The organism is Cellulomonas sp. T2.31MG-18, assembly GCF_964266755.1.
Classification (GTDB): Bacteria; Actinomycetota; Actinomycetes; order Actinomycetales; family Cellulomonadaceae; genus Cellulomonas.
On record NZ_CAXWGW010000002.1, the window covers coordinates 720,759 to 736,227 of the forward strand.

At 74.2% G+C, this 15,469-nt stretch carries 13 protein-coding genes; 8 read left to right on the plus strand and 5 right to left on the minus strand.

Going from position 1 to position 15,469, the window contains the following annotated elements:
- Positions 1 to 100 precede the first annotated feature (100 nt).
- The 4 genes from ACFQTY_RS11195 to lhgO form a co-directional block, all read right to left on the minus strand.
- Complete coding sequence (locus ACFQTY_RS11195; protein ID WP_378100372.1) at positions 101 to 1,126, minus strand: hypothetical protein; 1,026 nt, start codon at positions 1,124 to 1,126, stop codon at positions 101 to 103.
- Positions 1,123 to 2,397, minus strand: a complete 1,275-nt coding sequence (locus ACFQTY_RS11200; RefSeq protein ID WP_378100374.1) for an MFS transporter — start codon at positions 2,395 to 2,397, stop codon at positions 1,123 to 1,125. Before ACFQTY_RS11200 ends, ACFQTY_RS11195 begins: the two co-directional genes overlap by 4 nt.
- 103 nt (positions 2,398 to 2,500) lie before the next feature.
- The gene (locus tag ACFQTY_RS11205) at positions 2,501 to 3,202 is read right to left on the minus strand and encodes a hypothetical protein (RefSeq protein WP_378100376.1); all 702 of its coding nucleotides are present in this window, start codon (positions 3,200 to 3,202) and stop codon (positions 2,501 to 2,503) included.
- Between the two features lie 121 nt (positions 3,203 to 3,323).
- Positions 3,324 to 4,520: an L-2-hydroxyglutarate oxidase gene (lhgO, locus tag ACFQTY_RS11210; protein ID WP_378100378.1), complete on the minus strand. Its 1,197-nt coding sequence runs from the start codon at positions 4,518 to 4,520 to the stop codon at positions 3,324 to 3,326.
- Positions 4,521 to 4,772: 252 nt separating this feature from the next.
- Here lhgO and ACFQTY_RS11215 point away from each other — a divergent pair, with 252 nt between their 5' ends.
- The 3 genes from ACFQTY_RS11215 to ACFQTY_RS11225 are packed head-to-tail and all read left to right on the plus strand — an operon-like array spanning position 4,773 to position 7,173.
- Entirely contained in the window at positions 4,773 to 5,618 is an 846-nt protein-coding gene (locus ACFQTY_RS11215) for a glycosyltransferase (RefSeq protein WP_378100380.1), read from the plus strand.
- Positions 5,615 to 6,217: an acyltransferase gene (locus tag ACFQTY_RS11220; RefSeq protein ID WP_378100382.1), complete on the plus strand. Its 603-nt coding sequence runs from the start codon at positions 5,615 to 5,617 to the stop codon at positions 6,215 to 6,217. The genes ACFQTY_RS11215 and ACFQTY_RS11220 overlap by 4 nt, the downstream gene beginning before the upstream one ends.
- Entirely contained in the window at positions 6,214 to 7,173 is a 960-nt protein-coding gene (locus ACFQTY_RS11225; protein WP_378100384.1) for a glycosyltransferase family 2 protein, read from the plus strand. The genes ACFQTY_RS11220 and ACFQTY_RS11225 overlap by 4 nt, the downstream gene beginning before the upstream one ends.
- Here the strand turns inward: ACFQTY_RS11225 and ACFQTY_RS11230 are convergent.
- Positions 7,106 to 7,822, minus strand: a complete 717-nt coding sequence (locus ACFQTY_RS11230) for a FadR/GntR family transcriptional regulator (RefSeq protein WP_291763372.1) — start codon at positions 7,820 to 7,822, stop codon at positions 7,106 to 7,108. The genes ACFQTY_RS11225 and ACFQTY_RS11230 overlap by 68 nt on opposite strands.
- Positions 7,823 to 8,028: 206 nt before the next feature.
- Here ACFQTY_RS11230 and ACFQTY_RS11235 point away from each other — a divergent pair, with 206 nt between their 5' ends.
- The 5 genes from ACFQTY_RS11235 (at position 8,029) to ACFQTY_RS11255 (ending at position 15,428) form a co-directional block, all read left to right on the plus strand.
- Positions 8,029 to 8,637: a gluconokinase gene (locus tag ACFQTY_RS11235; protein ID WP_378100387.1), complete on the plus strand. Its 609-nt coding sequence runs from the start codon at positions 8,029 to 8,031 to the stop codon at positions 8,635 to 8,637.
- Positions 8,637 to 10,007, plus strand: coding sequence for a gluconate:H+ symporter (locus ACFQTY_RS11240; RefSeq protein WP_378100389.1), 1,371 nt, complete (start codon positions 8,637 to 8,639; stop codon positions 10,005 to 10,007). Before ACFQTY_RS11235 ends, ACFQTY_RS11240 begins: the two co-directional genes overlap by 1 nt.
- Before the next feature lie 290 nt (positions 10,008 to 10,297).
- Positions 10,298 to 13,951, plus strand: coding sequence for a transcription-repair coupling factor (gene mfd, locus ACFQTY_RS11245; protein WP_378100391.1), 3,654 nt, complete (start codon positions 10,298 to 10,300; stop codon positions 13,949 to 13,951).
- 103 nt (positions 13,952 to 14,054) lie between these two features.
- The gene (locus ACFQTY_RS11250) at positions 14,055 to 14,681 is read left to right on the plus strand and encodes a hypothetical protein (protein WP_378100393.1); all 627 of its coding nucleotides are present in this window, start codon (positions 14,055 to 14,057) and stop codon (positions 14,679 to 14,681) included.
- A gap of 27 nt (positions 14,682 to 14,708) precedes the next feature.
- Positions 14,709 to 15,428 carry a YabN family protein gene (locus ACFQTY_RS11255; RefSeq protein ID WP_378100395.1) on the plus strand — a complete coding sequence of 240 codons (720 nt, stop codon included), beginning with the start codon at positions 14,709 to 14,711 and terminating at the stop codon, positions 15,426 to 15,428.
- The last annotated feature ends 41 nt before the right edge of the window (positions 15,429 to 15,469 follow it).

Below are 15,469 nucleotides of genomic sequence, written 5' to 3' on the forward strand. Positions count from 1 at the left end.
CGGGAGCGTGTCCCACCGGCGCCGGCTGACGCCCAGTGTGGGGTACCCGGACCCGCGCGCCCAGTGCCGCCGCGGTGTCTGCCGGGTGATCCGAGAACCGTCAGCGAACCACGGCCGGGGACCACGCCCCCGGGATGAAGAGGGTCGGCCGGGCCGCCAGCGTGCCGACGTCGAGGGACCACACGTCGGTGGTGCCGGGCTCGTCCGCCCGGGCCAGCCCGTACAGGATCGTGGTGTCGTCGAGCCACTGGGCCTGGTCGTCCGTCCCCGCGGTGGCGTCGTACACCGTCTCCGTCCCCGTGCCGAGCGTCAGGACGGCGAACGCCCACACCTTCTGGCCGGCATCGGTGCGGAGCAGCTTCTTGTACGCCACCCGTGTGCCGTCGGGGGAGACCGAGGGGTACTCGCCACCGGTTCGGACGGCGGTCAGCGTCCGGGCCGAGACTGTTCCCCGCACCAGCCAGGTGGCGTTCGCGGACTGCGAGGCGGCCGTGACGTAGAACGTCTCGTCGTCGACGAACGACACGCCCCAGAAGTTGCGGTCCGTCGCGGTGTAGGGCTTGCCGTCGACGGTGAGCGCCCACTCCTCGAGGTTTCCCAGGTCGGTGCCGTCGGCCCGATGGATCCGGGTCTCGGTCGACGAGCCCGCCTTGGAGCAGGCCTGCTCCGTGATGAAGGCGGTGGTCGCCACCAGGCCGCCGTCCGGCGAGATGCGGGAACGGCTGGGGACCCCGGGCAGCGGCCACGTGACGGTGGGCCGCCACGAGGCGTCGAGCACCGCGCTCTCGTAGCGGGTGACCACGTCGCGCACGACGCGCAGGCACACCGTGGTGGTGCCGACGGTGTCGAGCTGGTCGCACGCCGCGTCGGTGAACGCCCGGGGCCCGGCCGGGTCGGTCAGCGGCACCACCGCCACCTCTCCGTAGTGCGTCCCCGGCAGCGTGGACCGGAACACGACGTGCGGCACCGTGGTGGCGGAGCCGAGGTCGGTGCTGGCGACAGACGGGGCGGAGGACACCAGGGCCCGGTGGCTCGCGGCGGCCCGGAGGACGTACCACCCCACGCCCACCGTCACGACGAGCACCACGGCGACCAGCGCGACCAGCCGCGGTGCGGGCCGGCTCATGCCGCGGCCTGCGTCCGCAGGCGCGCGTCGAGCGGCCGGAGCGTGCGCCAGGCGACGGGGACGGCCACCGCGAGCAGACCGGCGACCACGAGCATCGCGGGGCTGCGGCCCAGCGTGAACCAGGCGAGTCCGAACAGCCACGAGGCGCACATCCGGGAACCGGCCACCACGCCCTGCGCCGTGCCGATCGCGGACCCGCGCACCGCGGGACCGGCCAGCCGGCCCGCCAGTGCCGACAGCACCCCGTCCGTGCCGGCGTAGAACAGGCCGAGCAGGGCCAGCGTCGCGACCGTCGACGCCGTGCCGCCGCCGACGACGGCCGCGCACAGGTATGCGCCCAGCAGGGCGACGTGCGAGGCGACGAACACCTTCGCCCGTCCGATGCGGTCGGCGAGGCGACCCATCGGCGTGGCGAGGCACATGTACGCCGCATTGGTGCCGACGTAGAGCAGCGGGAACCACTGGGAGGCGAAACCGTCCCGCGTCTGCAGCGAGAGGTAGACGAACCCGTCGCCCACCGTGAGCAGCGCGAGCAGGCCGGCAACGCCCATGAGCCGTCGGACCCCCGGTTCGGTGAGGAACCGCCAGCTGAACGACTGCTTGCCGCCGGGTGCGAGCGCCGTCAGGTCGCACGTGCAGCCCTTGCACTTGGGCAGTCCGCGCTCCTCGCGTGCGCGGTGCCGCTCGAGCCAGGCGGCGCGACGCGGCCGCAGGTCCGGCACCATGAGTCCCAGGACCGCCAGACCGAGGACGGCGCAGCCGAACGAGATGACGAACACCGTCCGGTACCCGTTCGGGATCGCCCAGAGCACGACGAAGGCAGCCAGGGGACCGAGCGCCGCCCCCACGGTGTCGAAGGTGCGGTGCACGCCGAACGACCGGCCCAGCGTGCGCGGGTCCGACGAGGCGGCGATCATCGCGTCCCGCGGTGCCGTCCGCATGCCCTTGCCCACCCGGTCCACCGCCACCAGCGCGGTGATCGCGAGGAACCCGGACGCCAGCAGCAGGCCCGCCCTGGTCAGCGCCGAGACCCCGTAGCCGAGGAACGCGACCCATTTCGGGTGGTCGCCGCGGTCGGACGCCCAGCCACCCACCACGCGCACCAGGGCGGTGGCACCCTGCATCAGGCCGTCGACGAACCCGTAGGTCAGCGTGGACATGCCGAGCGCGCTGGTGATGAACAGCGGCAGCACCGCGGAGACGGCCTCCGACGAGATGTCCGTCAGCAGGCTGACGAACCCGAGCGCGACGACGACCGACGAGACCCGCACGGGTCGTGACGAGGCGCGAGGTGAGCCGGTCCGCCTGACGGCTGTGGCGGAGGAGGCACCGGCCGCGGCCACCGTCTCGGCGGACGAGGTGCTCCGCACGGCGTCAGCCGGCCGTGGTCAGGCTGCCGGCGACGGCGATCTCGGTCCCACCGCCGAGGCGTGCCTTCACTGTCACGACGATGCCGTCCGTCCCGTGCTGGTACAGGTGCGCCGACGTCCCGGGCAGGGCGGGGCTGCTGGCAGGGGTGAAGCCGCTCGCGCCGAACGCCTCGTCGTACGCGCCGAGCACCTGGGCCGGGGTCGCCGCGCTCGACGCCTGCATTCCGACCTGCACCCGGGCGCCCTCGCTGGAGACGGAGCTCGAGACGACCGTCACGCCCTTCGGGACCGGGACCACCTTCACGGGGAAGCCCGCGACGACGGCACCGTTGCGCTCGGCGGTCGCCGGTGCGGCCCCGGTGAGGAGAGGCTCGGCCGCGGGGGCGGTCGGCGCCGCTTGCAGGCCGGGCAGCGCGACGACCGGAGGTGCCGCCGGCCCCGGAGCCTGCTCGCGCCCGGGCGCGGCCGAGGACGCCGGCGAGCTGCCGCGCGCCCCGGACGACGAGCCGGACGTGCCGTCCCCGGTGCCGCCGGACGACCCTTGCGTGCCCGTGGTCGCGCCGTCTGCTGCTGCGTGGGCGGCACCAGCCGTGCTCGCGTCCGTCGCCTGGTGCGCGGCGGTGCATCCCGTCAGCCCGAGCAACGCCCCGACCAGCGCTCCCCACGCCAGGGTGCGAGCTGCCGACGGTCTCGCTGGACGACCCATGATCACGCGCCTCCGACACCACGGCATACCTGCCCCAAACGGACATTCGGGACAGGTCAACCCTAGGACGGCGGCGTGGGACGGGAGGGCGGTCCTCCAGGATTCACCCGGGTGCGAAGCGTCAGAGCGCCAGCTCGGCGGCGATGTGCCGGGCGATCTCGAGCGCCGCCGTCGCAGCGGGTGACGGTGCGTTCAGCACGTGCACCTGCCGAGCGGTGCGCTGGATGACGAAGTCGTCCGCCAGGGTGCCGTCGCGCTCGACGGCCTGCGCGCGGACGCCGGCGGGAGCCGGGAGCAGGTCGTCCTCCCGGATGCCGGGCACGATGCGCGCGACGCTCGCGGCGAACGCCTTCCTCGACAGGGAGCGCAGCACCTCACGCGCGCCCGGGACGACGTTGTGCACCGCCATCCGCCACGTCCCGGGCCAGGACAACGCGTCCGCCAGGTCGCCCGGCACCACGTCCCGCCAGGTGTAGCCCTCCCGGGCGAGGGCGAGCACCGCGTTCGGCCCCGCGTGCACGCCGCCGTCGACCCCGCGCGTCAGGTGGACGCCGAGGAAGGGGAAGCGGGGGTCCGGGACGGGGTAGACGAGGCCCTGGACCAGCGCGGCCGCCCGCGGCGCGAGGGTGAAGTACTCGCCGCGGAACGGCACGATCCGTGCCGAGGGGTCCACCTCGCACGCCCGCGCGACGCGGTCCGCCTGCAGGCCGGCGCAGGACACCAGCCCGTCCGCCTGCAGGTCCAGACGGCCCGACCCGTCACCGTGAGCCGCACGCACCCGCACCCCGGACGTGTCCTCCTGCGCGGCGACCAGCCCGGCGCCGAGGAGCACCTCGCCGCCCGCGGCGCGCACCTCGTCGGCGAGAGCGCGGCAGACCCCGACGTAGTCGACGATCCCCGTCGGCTCGACCCGCAGGGCCTCGACGCACGCCACGTGCGGCTCGAGCTCGCGCGCCTGCGACGAGGTGACCAGCCGTGCGGCGACGCCGTTCGCGGCGCCTCGTTCCGCGAGCCTGTGCAGGCCGTCGACCTCGTCGTCCGTCGACGCGACGACGAGCTTGCCCGTCACGCGGACGTCCACCAGGTGCCGCGTGGCGAAGTCGACCATGCTGCGGGACCCGGCGACCGCCATCGTCGCCTTGAGGCTGCCCGGGGCGTAGTAGAGGCCGGAGTGGATGACGCCGGAGTTCCGGCCGGTCTGGTGGGTGGCGACCCGCCGCTCCTTGTCCAGCACGGTCACCCGGTGACCGTCCGCAGCCAGCCGTGCCGCGGTCGCCAGCCCGACGATCCCCGCGCCGACCACGACCACGTGTGCCATCTCGTCCATCTCCTCGGTGCACCGTTCGGATGCCGGTGTCGACGGCAGGATTCCACGGCCGGGGACCGGCGGTGGGGGCGCCGGCAGAGATCACCCGGCGGTGCCGTGCCGCCGCACGGGTGATGTGCCGGGTGATTACCGTCGCCCGTCCTGAATCGGGGCAGAAGGTGCAATAGCCTCGACTGGCCGTCGGGTGGTGGCGTGCGGTGATGGGGGTGCGCGATGGAGGGCTCGGGGGCTGACGGCGGCGCCGTGGCGACCGTGCTGGTACCGGCGCACGACGAGGCCGCGGTGATCGGCCGGTGCCTCCGGGTGCTGCTCGAGGACGTGCCGCCCGGCCGGCTCAAGGTGCTGGTGGTGAGCAACGGCTCGTCGGACGGGACGGTCGCCGTGGCCCGGCGCGCCGCCGCGGAGCTCGGCCACGCCGTCGAGGCCCTCGAGCTGGCGCAGGCCGGGAAGATCGGCGCGCTCCGCGCGGGTCTCGCCGCCGTCGAGGTGTGGCCGGTGATCGTCCTGGACGCCGACTGCGAGCTTCCCGCGGCGACCGCCCGGGCGCTGGCCGATGCGCTGGCCACCGATGTCCCCACCGTCGCCTCGGCGCGGTTGACGGTGGCCGCGGGGGCCTCGTCGGGACTGGTGCGCCGGTTCTACCGGGTGTGGACGTCGCTGCCGTACGTGCGCGAGGGGATGGTCGGCTCGGGCGTCTTCGCCCTGAACGAGCCGGGCTGGCGACGCCTCGGCGACCTGCCCGACGTGACCAACGACGACGGGTGGGTGCGTCGGTCGTTCGCCCCGCACGAGCGCGTGCTGGTGCCGGAGCCGTTCGTCGCCCACGCGGCCCGGACCACCCGTGCACTGGTGTCGCGGCGGGCCCGCATCGTGAACGGCAACCGGGAGCTCGCGGTGCGGCTCGGTGCGGAGGACGGCCCGACCAACGCCGGCGGCCTGCGCGGTTCGGTGCGGAGCGGTCAGGTCGGCCTGGTCGATGCCGCGGCGTTCCTGCTCGTCACGGTCGCCAGCCGGTGCGTCGCGGCCGTGCGTCGGCTGCGCGGCGACCGGCGCTGGGGCACGGACCTCACCTCGCGGGTCGCCGCATGAGCGCCGGGACGCGCGGCCCTGTCCCGGGGCACGGACGCCGTGAGGGGCTGCTCGGGGCGCTGCGACGGGTCGCCGACCCCGGGCTGCTGGTGCATCTCGCCAAGGTCGCGCGGTTCTACTCCTACGCGCACGTGCAGCCGCGGCGCCGGATCACGGCCGGTCCGGGGCTGCGGATGTCGCCCGTCGCGAGCCTGCGCAACGGCGAGCGCATCGTCCTCGGGAGCGACGTGCACGTGGGCGAGCGCTGCTTCCTGTGGGCGGGGGACTCGACCGGGCGGATCGTGCTGGGCGACAAGGTGCTGCTCGCGCCCGAGGTGTTCATCACGGCCAGCAACTACGGCCTGGCCCACGGGACGCCCGTGATGGACCAGCCGAAGCGCGAGGCCGACGTGGTGATCGGCTCCGACGTGTGGCTCGGCGCCCGGGTGGTGGTGCTGCCCGGCGTGACGATCGGCGACGGTGCCGTCGTCGGCGCCGCCTCGGTGGTGTCGCGCTCGTTGCCCGCCCACTGCATCGCGGTGGGCAGCCCGGCACGGGTGGTCGGCTGGCGGGACGGCTACGTGCCGACCGACGACCCCGGGTCGGCGGTGGCACCGTGACCGCCGTGCCCGAGGTGTCCGTGGTCGTCGTGTCGCACGACGGTGCCGAGTGGCTGGAGCGGTGCCTGCAGGCCCTGACCGGCGACGGCCGGCCGTCGGTCAGCGTCGAGACCGTGGTGGTCGACAGCGGCTCCGGCGCCGAGACGCTCGCCCTGCTCGAACGCTGGGCCGACCGGGTCGACGTGCTGGTCGCGGGGGAGAACGTCGGGTTCGCCCGTGGCTGCAACCTGGGGGTCGCACGGACGACCGGCCGGCGGGTGCTGCTGCTCAACCCGGACGCGGTCGTCCGTCCCGGCTGCGTCGACGCCCTGGTGCGGGCGCTCGACGAGCACCCGGAAGCGGGACTGGTGGGCGGCCGGACCGTCCGGCCGGACGGCTCGGTCGACCCGAGCTCGTGCTGGGGACGTCCGACGCTGTGGAGCTGGTTCTGCTTCGCCACCGGTCTCAGCTCGGCGCTGCGCGGCTCGCGGCTGTTCGACCCCGAGTCGCTGGGGCGCTGGCAGCGGGACACCCCTCGTCGGGTCGACGTGGTCACCGGGTGCCTGCTCATCGCCGAGCGGACCACCTGGGACCTGCTGGGCGGCCTCGACGAGAGCTACTTCATGTACGGCGAGGACGCCGACCTGTCGCTGCGCGCCGCCGCCGCGGGGCTGCATCCCCGGATCACGCCCGACGCGGTGGCCCTGCACGCCGTCGGCGCCTCGTCCGGGGGCAACTCCTCGGCGACCAAGATGCGGCTGCTGTTCACCGGCAAGGCGACGCTCGCCCTGCGGCGGTGGTCACCGCTGCGCGCGCGGCTCGGCATCGGCCTGCTGCGGGCCGGGGTGGCGCTGCGGGCGCTCGGCGAGCGGGTCCGGCGGACGCCGTCACCGCGATGGGTCCCGCTGGTCAGCGACCCGAGCTGGACGAAGGGGTGGCCGGAGCAGCGGCCAGCGCTCGCCGCACCTCGGTGGTGATCAGGCTCATCGCGGTCTCGGCCGCCTCGGCGTCACCGGCCCGGACGGCGGCGGCGACCGCCTCGTGGGCCGCCAGCGCCTCCTCCTCGGGGTGCGGCGGCATCAGGCCGTGCTCGGTGCGGCCGCGGAGCACCTCGGCCACCACGTCGGTCAGCGCGGCGAACATCTCGTTGCCCGAGGCGCGCAGCAGGCGCGCGTGGAACTCGATGTCGAGCTCCATGAACTCGGCGAGCCGGCCCTCCTCGCCGAGGCGGCGCATCCGCGCGGTGAGCGCCACCAGCTCGTCGCCCTCCTGACGGCCGGCCGCGGCCGCGGCGCACGCCGCCGCGTGCGGCTCGACGGCGAGCCGGAGCTCTGTCAGGGAGCGCAGCTGGTCGGCACGCTGGGGGCCGTCCAGCCGCCACCGGATCAGTCGCGGGTCGAAGACGTCCCACTCCTCGCGCGGGCGGACCACCAGGCCGACGCGCCGGCGTGAGGTGATCAGCCGCATCGACTCGAGCATGCGCATCGCCTCGCGCGCGACGGTCCGGGAGACGCCGAACCGGACGCAGATGCCGTCCAGCGTCAGCGCGGAGCCGACGGGGGTGATGCCGTCGACGATCTCGCGGCCGAGCGCGTCGAGCAGGCCGTCGTGCAGCACCGCGCCCATCGCCCGTCGTCCTCCCCCCGGTCTGGCGAGGGTAGCGCCCTGCAAGGCGCGTGGGACGGGACCGGTGGCCGGGTGCGCGGAGCGGCCGCACGATGTGACGGGCGTCACGTCATTAAGTATGACCTTTGGGTAGCCAAAGGTGTCACCTTTGAGGGACAGTGTTCGCCGTCGACGTCGACGGGTGACGACGAGGTCAGGAGCGGGCAGTGGAAGAGCGTCAGCACGTGGTCGTGATGGGCGTGGCAGGGTCCGGCAAGACGACGGTCGCGCACCTCCTCGGCGAGCGGCTCGGCTGGGTGGTCGCCGAGGCGGACGAGTTCCACCCCGCGTCCAACGTCGCCAAGATGGCCGCCGGCCACCCCCTGACGGACGAGGACCGCTGGCCGTGGCTGGCGGCGATCGCCGCGTGGATCGGTGAGCAGGACGCGGCGGGCCGCTCGTCCGTCGTCACGTGCTCGGCCCTCAAGCGCGCCTATCGCGACGTGCTCGCCGCCGCGCCGGGACGGGTGCGGTTCCTGCACCTCGCGGGCTCCCCGGAGCTGATCGGCGACCGGATGACGCACCGGACGGGCCACTTCATGCCCACCACGTTGCTGCCCTCGCAGTTCGCCACGCTCGAGCCGCTCGAGCCCGACGAGGACGGCGTGACCGTCCCGGTGTCCGTCTCGCCGAACTCCGTCGTCGACGCCGCGCTCGTCGCGCTCGGCCTGCACCCGTCCGGGCCGCATGCGTCCGGCCCGCACCCGTCCGGTGAGCAGTCCTCCGGCACACCCTCCGAATCCACCGCAGCACCAGAACAGACAAAGGAGTCTTGATGTCGTCCCTGCTCCTCGCGGCGCCGACCACAACGGCCGGCACCCCGCAGCTCATCGTGGCAGCCGTCATCGGCATCGCCGCGATCATCCTGCTCATCGTGTGGCTGAAGCTGCACCCGTTCCTGTCGCTGACGGTGGGCGCCGGCCTGATGGCCGTCATCGCCGGCGTCCCGTACCTCAAGGCCTTCAACAGCTTCAGCACCGGGCTCGGCTCGACGGTGGCGAGCGTCGGCGTGCTGATCGCGCTGGGTGCCGCCATCGGCACGCTGCTGGTGCGCTCGGGCGGTGCCGACGAGATCGTCGACACGGTCCTGGCCAAGACGCCGCTGCAGCGGCTGCCGTGGGCGCTGGCGCTGGTCGCCTTCATCATCGGCATCCCGCTGTTCTTCGAGGTCGGCGTTGTGCTGCTGATCCCCGTCGTGATGGTGGCCGCCCGCCGGGCCAAGGTGCCGCTGATCCTGCTGGGCATCCCCGCACTGGCCGGCCTGTCGGCGCTGCACGGCCTGATCCCGCCGCACCCCGGGCCGCTGATCGCCATCGCGGCGCTCAAGGCGAACCTCGGCATGACCCTGGGCCTCGGCCTGCTCGTCGCCCTGCCGACCGTCGCGATCTCCGGTCCGCTGCTGGCCCGCTACATGGCCCGCTGGGTGCCGATCGAGGCGCCCGCGCTGCTCGGTGAGGCGAGCCACGAGGAGGGCCAGCGTCGGCCGCGGTTCGGCGTCGCGCTCCTCGTCGTGCTGCTCCCCGTGGTCCTCATGCTGCTCGCCACGCTGGCCGAGACGATGGGCTTCGCCAAGTCGGCTGTCGGTCAGGCGCTGACGTTCGTCGGCACCCCGCTGATCGCGCTGCTCATCACCACGCTGCTCGCGCTCGTGCTGCTCGGCACGGCGCTGGGCACCGGTCGCGACAAGGTGTCCGCGATCGTCGGCTCGTCGTTCGGGCCCATCGCCGGGATCCTGCTCATCGTCGGTGCCGGCGGCGGCTTCAAGCAGACGCTGGTGGACACCGGGGTCGGCAACGTGATCGCGTCCGGCCTGGCGAAGTCGGCCCTGTCCCCGCTGCTGGCCGCATGGCTCGTCGCGGTGCTGATCCGCATCGCCACCGGCTCGGCGACCGTGGCGACCATCACGGCGTCCGGCATCGTCGCGCCGCTGGCGTCCGGTCTGCCGGCGACGCACGTCGCCCTGATGGTGCTCGCCGTCGGCGCGGGCTCGGTGTTCCTGTCCCACGTGAACGACGCCGGGTTCTGGCTGGTCAAGGAGTACTTCGGGATGACGGTCGGCCAGACCTTCAAGACGTGGGCGCTGATGGAGTGCGTCCTGTCGGTGGTCGCGCTGGCGTTCATCATGCTGCTGAGCCTGGTCGTCTAGCGCGGCGACCTCAGCCCGGCAGCCCCGGGCGCAGGCAGGAGTGGTACGTGGTGCCCCGGACCGGGTCTCGGTCCGGGGCACCACGTCGTCCGGGCCCCACGTCGTCCGGCCCCCGGGGCGTCGGGGCCGCGATGCCGTCGCCGCGCCGGGGGCATGTCGGTGGTGCTTCGTAGACTTGTCCCATCCCCGGGTCCGGCAACGGATCCGGCCTGTCGTGCTGCCCGCGTCCGGGTGGCGCGGTGCCGATCGCCCGGCCTGCGAGCCGGGTGCCGTCCCGCTGCGGAGGACCGATGGACCTGACCGGACTGCTGCCTGCGCTGCTCGCCGACCCGGCGGCCGCCGAGGCCGTGCAGCAGGTGCGTGCCCGCGGCGAGCTGGACGTGGTGAGCCCGGCCGGCGTGCGGCCACCCCTGCTCGCGGCGATGGCCGGGGCACGTCCGGCGGGCTCGCCGGTGGCGGCGGCCGGCCGGCCCCTCGTCGTCGTCACCGCCACCGGCCGCGACGCGGACGAGCTGGCCGGCGCGCTGCGCTGCTACCTGCCGGACGACGACGTGGCGGTGCTGCCGGCCTGGGAGACGCTGCCGCACGAGCGGCTGTCGCCCCGCAGCGACACGGTGGCCCGCCGCCTGGCGGTGTTCCGGCGGCTGGCGCACCCCGGCGAGCCGGGGCCGGCCGGACCGGTGCGGGTGCTGGTGGTGCCGGTGCGGGCGCTGCTGCAGCCGGTGGTCGACGGGCTCGGTGAGCTGGTCCCGGTGCAGCTCGCCGTGGGGGACCGGGTGGACCTCGACCAGCTGGCGCAGGGGCTGGTGGACGCCGCGTACACCCGGGTGGACATGGTGGAGCGCCGCGGCGAGTTCGCCGTGCGCGGCGGCATCGTCGACGTGTTCCCGCCCACCGAGGACCACCCGCTGCGCCTCGAGCTGTGGGGTGACCAGGTCGAGGAGATCCGCTGGTTCTCCGTCGCCGACCAGCGCAGCCTCGAGGTGGCGGACCGCGGCCTGTGGGCGCCCCCGTGCCGGGAGATCCTGCTGACCGACGCGGTGCGCGAGCGGGCCGCCGCCCTGGTCGAGCAGCTGCCGGGCGCGGTCGACATGCTCGACCGCCTGGCGCAGGGCATGGCCGTGGAGGGCATGGAGTCGCTGGCGCCCGTGCTGGTCGACCGGATGGTGCCGGTGCTGGACCTGGTGCCCGACGACGCCCTGCTGGTGGTCGCCGACCCCGAGCGGGTGCGGCGCCGGGCGCACGACCTGGTGGCGACCACGCAGGAGTTCCTCGCGGCGGCCTGGACCGGCGCCGCGGCCGGTGGCGCGACCCCGCTGGACCTCTCGGCGGCGTCCTTCCACTCGTTCGCCGAGGTCCGCGGGCTCTCGGCGGTGCGCGGGCTGGGCTGGTGGACGCTGTCGTCGTTCTCGCTCGAGGTGGCGGCCGCTCCGGCGGGTGCGGACGGCGAGCACGAGGACGCGGCCGACGACGGCCCGGCGGTCTCGTCGGACGCGACCACCCTGCTCGTCGCAGCCCGGGACGTGGAGCACTACCGCGGGGACGTCGCTCGCGCGATCACCGACCTGCACGCTCACCAGCAGGACGGCTGGCGGATGGTGCTGACCACCGAGGGGCACGGTTCGGCCCAGCGGATGGTGGAGCAGCTGCGCTCGGCGGACGTCCCGGCCCGGCTGGTGTCCGGCGTGCCCGACGAGCTGGACCCCGGGGTGGTGCTCGTCGTGCCCGCACCGGCGGGCCCCGGGTTCGCGTCCGAGCAGCTGCGCCTGGCGCTGTTCAGCGAGTCCGACCTCACCGGCCGCGCCGGCACGTCGACCCGCGACATGCGCCGCATGCCGAGCCGCCGCCGCAACGTCGTCGACCCGCTGCAGCTGCGCCCGGGCGACTTCGTGGTGCACGAGCAGCACGGTGTCGGCCGGTTCGTCGAGTTGGTGCAGCGGACCATCGGTACCGGTCCGACGGCCGCGACCCGCGAGTACCTGGTCATCGAGTACGCGTCTGCCAAGCGCGGGCAGCCGGGCGACCGGCTGTACGTGCCGACCGACCAGCTGGACCAGGTGACCCGGTACGTCGGCGGCGAGTCACCGACCCTCAACCGGATGGGCGGCGCCGACTGGGCCAAGACGAAGGGTCGCGCCCGCAAGGCCGTCAAGGAGATCGCCGCCGAGCTCATCCGGCTGTACTCGGCCCGCATGGCGACGCCCGGCTACGCCTTCGGGCCGGACACCCCGTGGCAGCGCGAGCTCGAGGACGCGTTCGCCTACGTCGAGACCCCGGATCAGCTCGCCACGATCGACGAGGTCAAGGCGGACATGGAGAAGTCCGTCCCGATGGACCGGCTGATCTGCGGCGACGTCGGCTACGGCAAGACGGAGATCGCCATCCGTGCGGCCTTCAAGGCCGTGCAGGACGGCAAGCAGGTCGCGGTGCTGGTGCCGACCACGCTGCTGGTCTCCCAGCACCTGGAGACGTTCTCCGAGCGGTACGCGCCGTTCCCGGTGACCGTGAAGGCGCTGTCGCGGTTCGAGACGGCGTCGGAGTCGAAGGAGGTGCTCGACGGGCTGGCCGACGGCAGCGTCGACGTGGTGATCGGCACGCACCGATTGCTGTCCGGCGGGGTCCGGTTCAAGGACCTCGGGCTCGTGATCGTCGACGAGGAGCAACGGTTCGGCGTCGAGCACAAGGAGACGCTGAAGGCGCTGCGCACCGACGTGGACGTGCTGTCGATGAGCGCCACGCCCATCCCGCGCACGCTCGAGATGGCGGTCACCGGGATCCGAGAGATGTCGACGTTGGCCACCCCGCCCGAGGAGCGGCACCCGGTGCTCACCTTCGTCGGCGCGTACGACGAGAAGCAGATCACCGCCGCGATCAGGCGCGAGCTGCTGCGCGAGGGCCAGGTGTTCTACATCCACAACAAGGTGGAGTCGATCGAGCGGGCCGCCCAGCGCCTGACCGAGCTGGTGCCGGAGGCCCGGATCGCCGTGGCCCACGGCAAGATGCACGAGAAGCAGCTGGAGCAGGTGATCCTCGACTTCTGGGAGAAGAGGTTCGACGTGCTGGTCTGCACGACGATCGTCGAGACCGGCCTGGACATCTCCAACGCCAACACGCTGGTCCTCGAGCGCGCCGACCGGCTGGGCCTGTCCCAGCTGCACCAGCTGCGCGGCCGCGTCGGCCGCGGTCGGGAGCGGGCCTACGCCTACTTCCTCTACCCGCCGGAGGCTCCCCTCACCGAGACGGCCCACGACCGGCTCGCCACGATCGCCGCGAACACCGATCTCGGTGCCGGCATGGCGGTCGCGATGAAGGACCTGGAGATCCGCGGCGCGGGCAACCTGCTCGGCGGCGAGCAGTCGGGTCACATCGAGGGCGTCGGCTTCGACCTGTACGTGCGGATGGTGGGGGAGGCCGTGGCGGCGTTCCGCGGCGACCAGCCGGAGGAGCAGCCGGACGTCACGCTCGAGCTGCCGGTGGACGCGCACATCCCGCACGACTACATCGCGCACGAGCGGCTGCGGCTCGAGGCGTACCAGAAGATCGCCGCGGCAACGGACAAGGCGGGACTCGAGGCGGTCCGCGCGGAGCTGCTGGACCGGTACGGCCTGGTCCCCGCCGCGGTGGACAACCTGTTCGAGGTGGCGGCGTTCCGGCAGCACGCGCGTGCCGCCGGGCTGACGGACATCACGGCGCAGGGCCGCTACGTGCGGTTCGCGCCCGTCGAGCTCGCTGAGTCCGGTCAGCTGCGGGCCAAGCGGCTGTACCCCGGCACGGTGCTGAAGCCGGCGGTGCGCACCATCCTGGTGCCGTTCCCCACGACCGCCCGGGTGGGTGGCAAGCCGCTGCACGGTGCGGCGCTGCTCGAGTGGGCGCGGACCGTGGTGGACGCGGTGGTCCGCGGCGACGTGTCGGCCGCGGCGGGCGTCGGGACGGCCGCGCGCTGACGCCGGCGGCGGGGGCGACCGCGTGCCGACCGGGCGCACGGGACCGTCAGCAGGACCGCCTACGATGTCGCCCGGACCAGCGGTCGATGCTCGAGGAGGACCTGTGAGGCTGCAGCGCGACGCGAGGACGGGGCTGCGCCGGGCGGTCGGCACGGTGGGATCGCTGGTGCTGCTGACCGGCGTCCTGGCGGGCTGCGCCGACGGCGCCCGGCCGGGGACGGCCGCCGTGGTGGACGGACGCACGATCCCGGCCTCCGAGGTGTCGGACGCGCTGAGCCAGCTCGGCCCGCTGTTCAACGGTGCGACGCCGCAGCTGGTGCTGCAGGTGCTGATCGACGAGCCGACGCTGACGCAGCTCGCCTCGGACAAGGGGGTCGGCATCAACGACGCCGAGGCGACGCAGTTCCTCGCCCAGTCGTTCCAGGGGGCCGGCGTCGCGGCGCCGGCGCACTACTCGACCGGCGCGATGGCGATCGCGCGGTACCAGCTCGCCGCGAACAACGTGCAGGGTCTGTCCGACTCCGCGACCGCGGTCGCGGACCTGCAGAAGCGCCTGGCGGCACTCAAGGTGACGGTCAACCCGCGCTACGGCACGTTCGACCCGACGGCGGCCGGCGTCGCCGCGCCGACGGCCTCGCCGTGGATCGTGACGCAGGGAGCGCAGGCCACCCCCGCGCCCGGCGACTCCGCGGCGCCGACCCCGCAGCCGTCGGCCAGCGCCACCCCGTGACCGACCGCACCTGCTGACCACCTCCTCGTGACCACCGCACCGGACGGCGAGCCGGCAGCCGCACGCGATGCGCTGCGCGAGCTCGTCGCGGTGATGGACCGCCTCCGCTCACCCGGCGGCTGCCCGTGGGACGCGGCGCAGACGCACACCTCGCTGCTGCCGTACCTGCTCGAGGAGTCGCACGAGCTCGCCGAGGCCGTCGAGGGGGACGACCGCGCCGGGCTGCGTGAGGAGCTCGGCGACGTGCTGCTCCAGGTGGTGTTCCACGCGCGGATCGCCACCGAGCACCCCGACGACCCCTTCGACCTCGACGACGTCGCGCGGGACCTGGTCGCCAAGCTGGTGCGCCGGCACCCGCACGTGTTCGCCGACGCCGAGGTCGCCTCGATGGGCGCGCTGCACACCCAGTGGGACCGCATCAAGCGGGCCGAGAAGAAGGACCGCGGCTCGGCGCTCGACGGCGTGCCCGCGTCCCTGCCGGCGCTCGCCCGGGCGCAGAAGATCGCCTCGCGGGCCGCCCGGGCAGGCCTGGACGCACCGGTGCCGGCCGACGACGAGCTCGGCGCGCAGCTGCTGGAGCTGGTGCGGCGGGCCCACGCCCAGGGCGTGGATGCCGAGGGTGCGCTGCGCCGTGCCGCGGCGGCGTGGGAGACCACGCTCCGCGACGTCGAGGTCACCGCGACGGCATCCGGCGAGGAGGTCGGCACCACACCCGACAACCCGCGCACTCCGGACGCGCCGAGCTGATGACGTGCCTCGTCACTGCGCTGACCTGGGCCTTTGGTCCA

Bases quoted from the DNA above. Each gene is read 5' to 3' on its own strand.
- lhgO (WP_378100378.1), bottom strand. From the start codon at position 4,520: ATGGCACACGTGGTCGTGGTCGGCGCGGGGATCGTCGGGCTGGCGACC.
- ACFQTY_RS11205 (WP_378100376.1), bottom strand. From the start codon at position 3,202: ATGGGTCGTCCAGCGAGACCGTCGGCAGCTCGCACCCTGGCGTGGGGA.
- ACFQTY_RS11195 (WP_378100372.1), bottom strand. From the start codon at position 1,126: ATGAGCCGGCCCGCACCGCGGCTGGTCGCGCTGGTCGCCGTGGTGCTC.
- ACFQTY_RS11240 (WP_378100389.1), top strand. From the start codon at position 8,637: ATGTCGTCCCTGCTCCTCGCGGCGCCGACCACAACGGCCGGCACCCCG.
- ACFQTY_RS11220 (WP_378100382.1), top strand. From the start codon at position 5,615: ATGAGCGCCGGGACGCGCGGCCCTGTCCCGGGGCACGGACGCCGTGAG.
- mfd (WP_378100391.1), top strand. From the start codon at position 10,298: ATGGACCTGACCGGACTGCTGCCTGCGCTGCTCGCCGACCCGGCGGCC.
- ACFQTY_RS11230 (WP_291763372.1), bottom strand. From the start codon at position 7,822: ATGGGCGCGGTGCTGCACGACGGCCTGCTCGACGCGCTCGGCCGCGAG.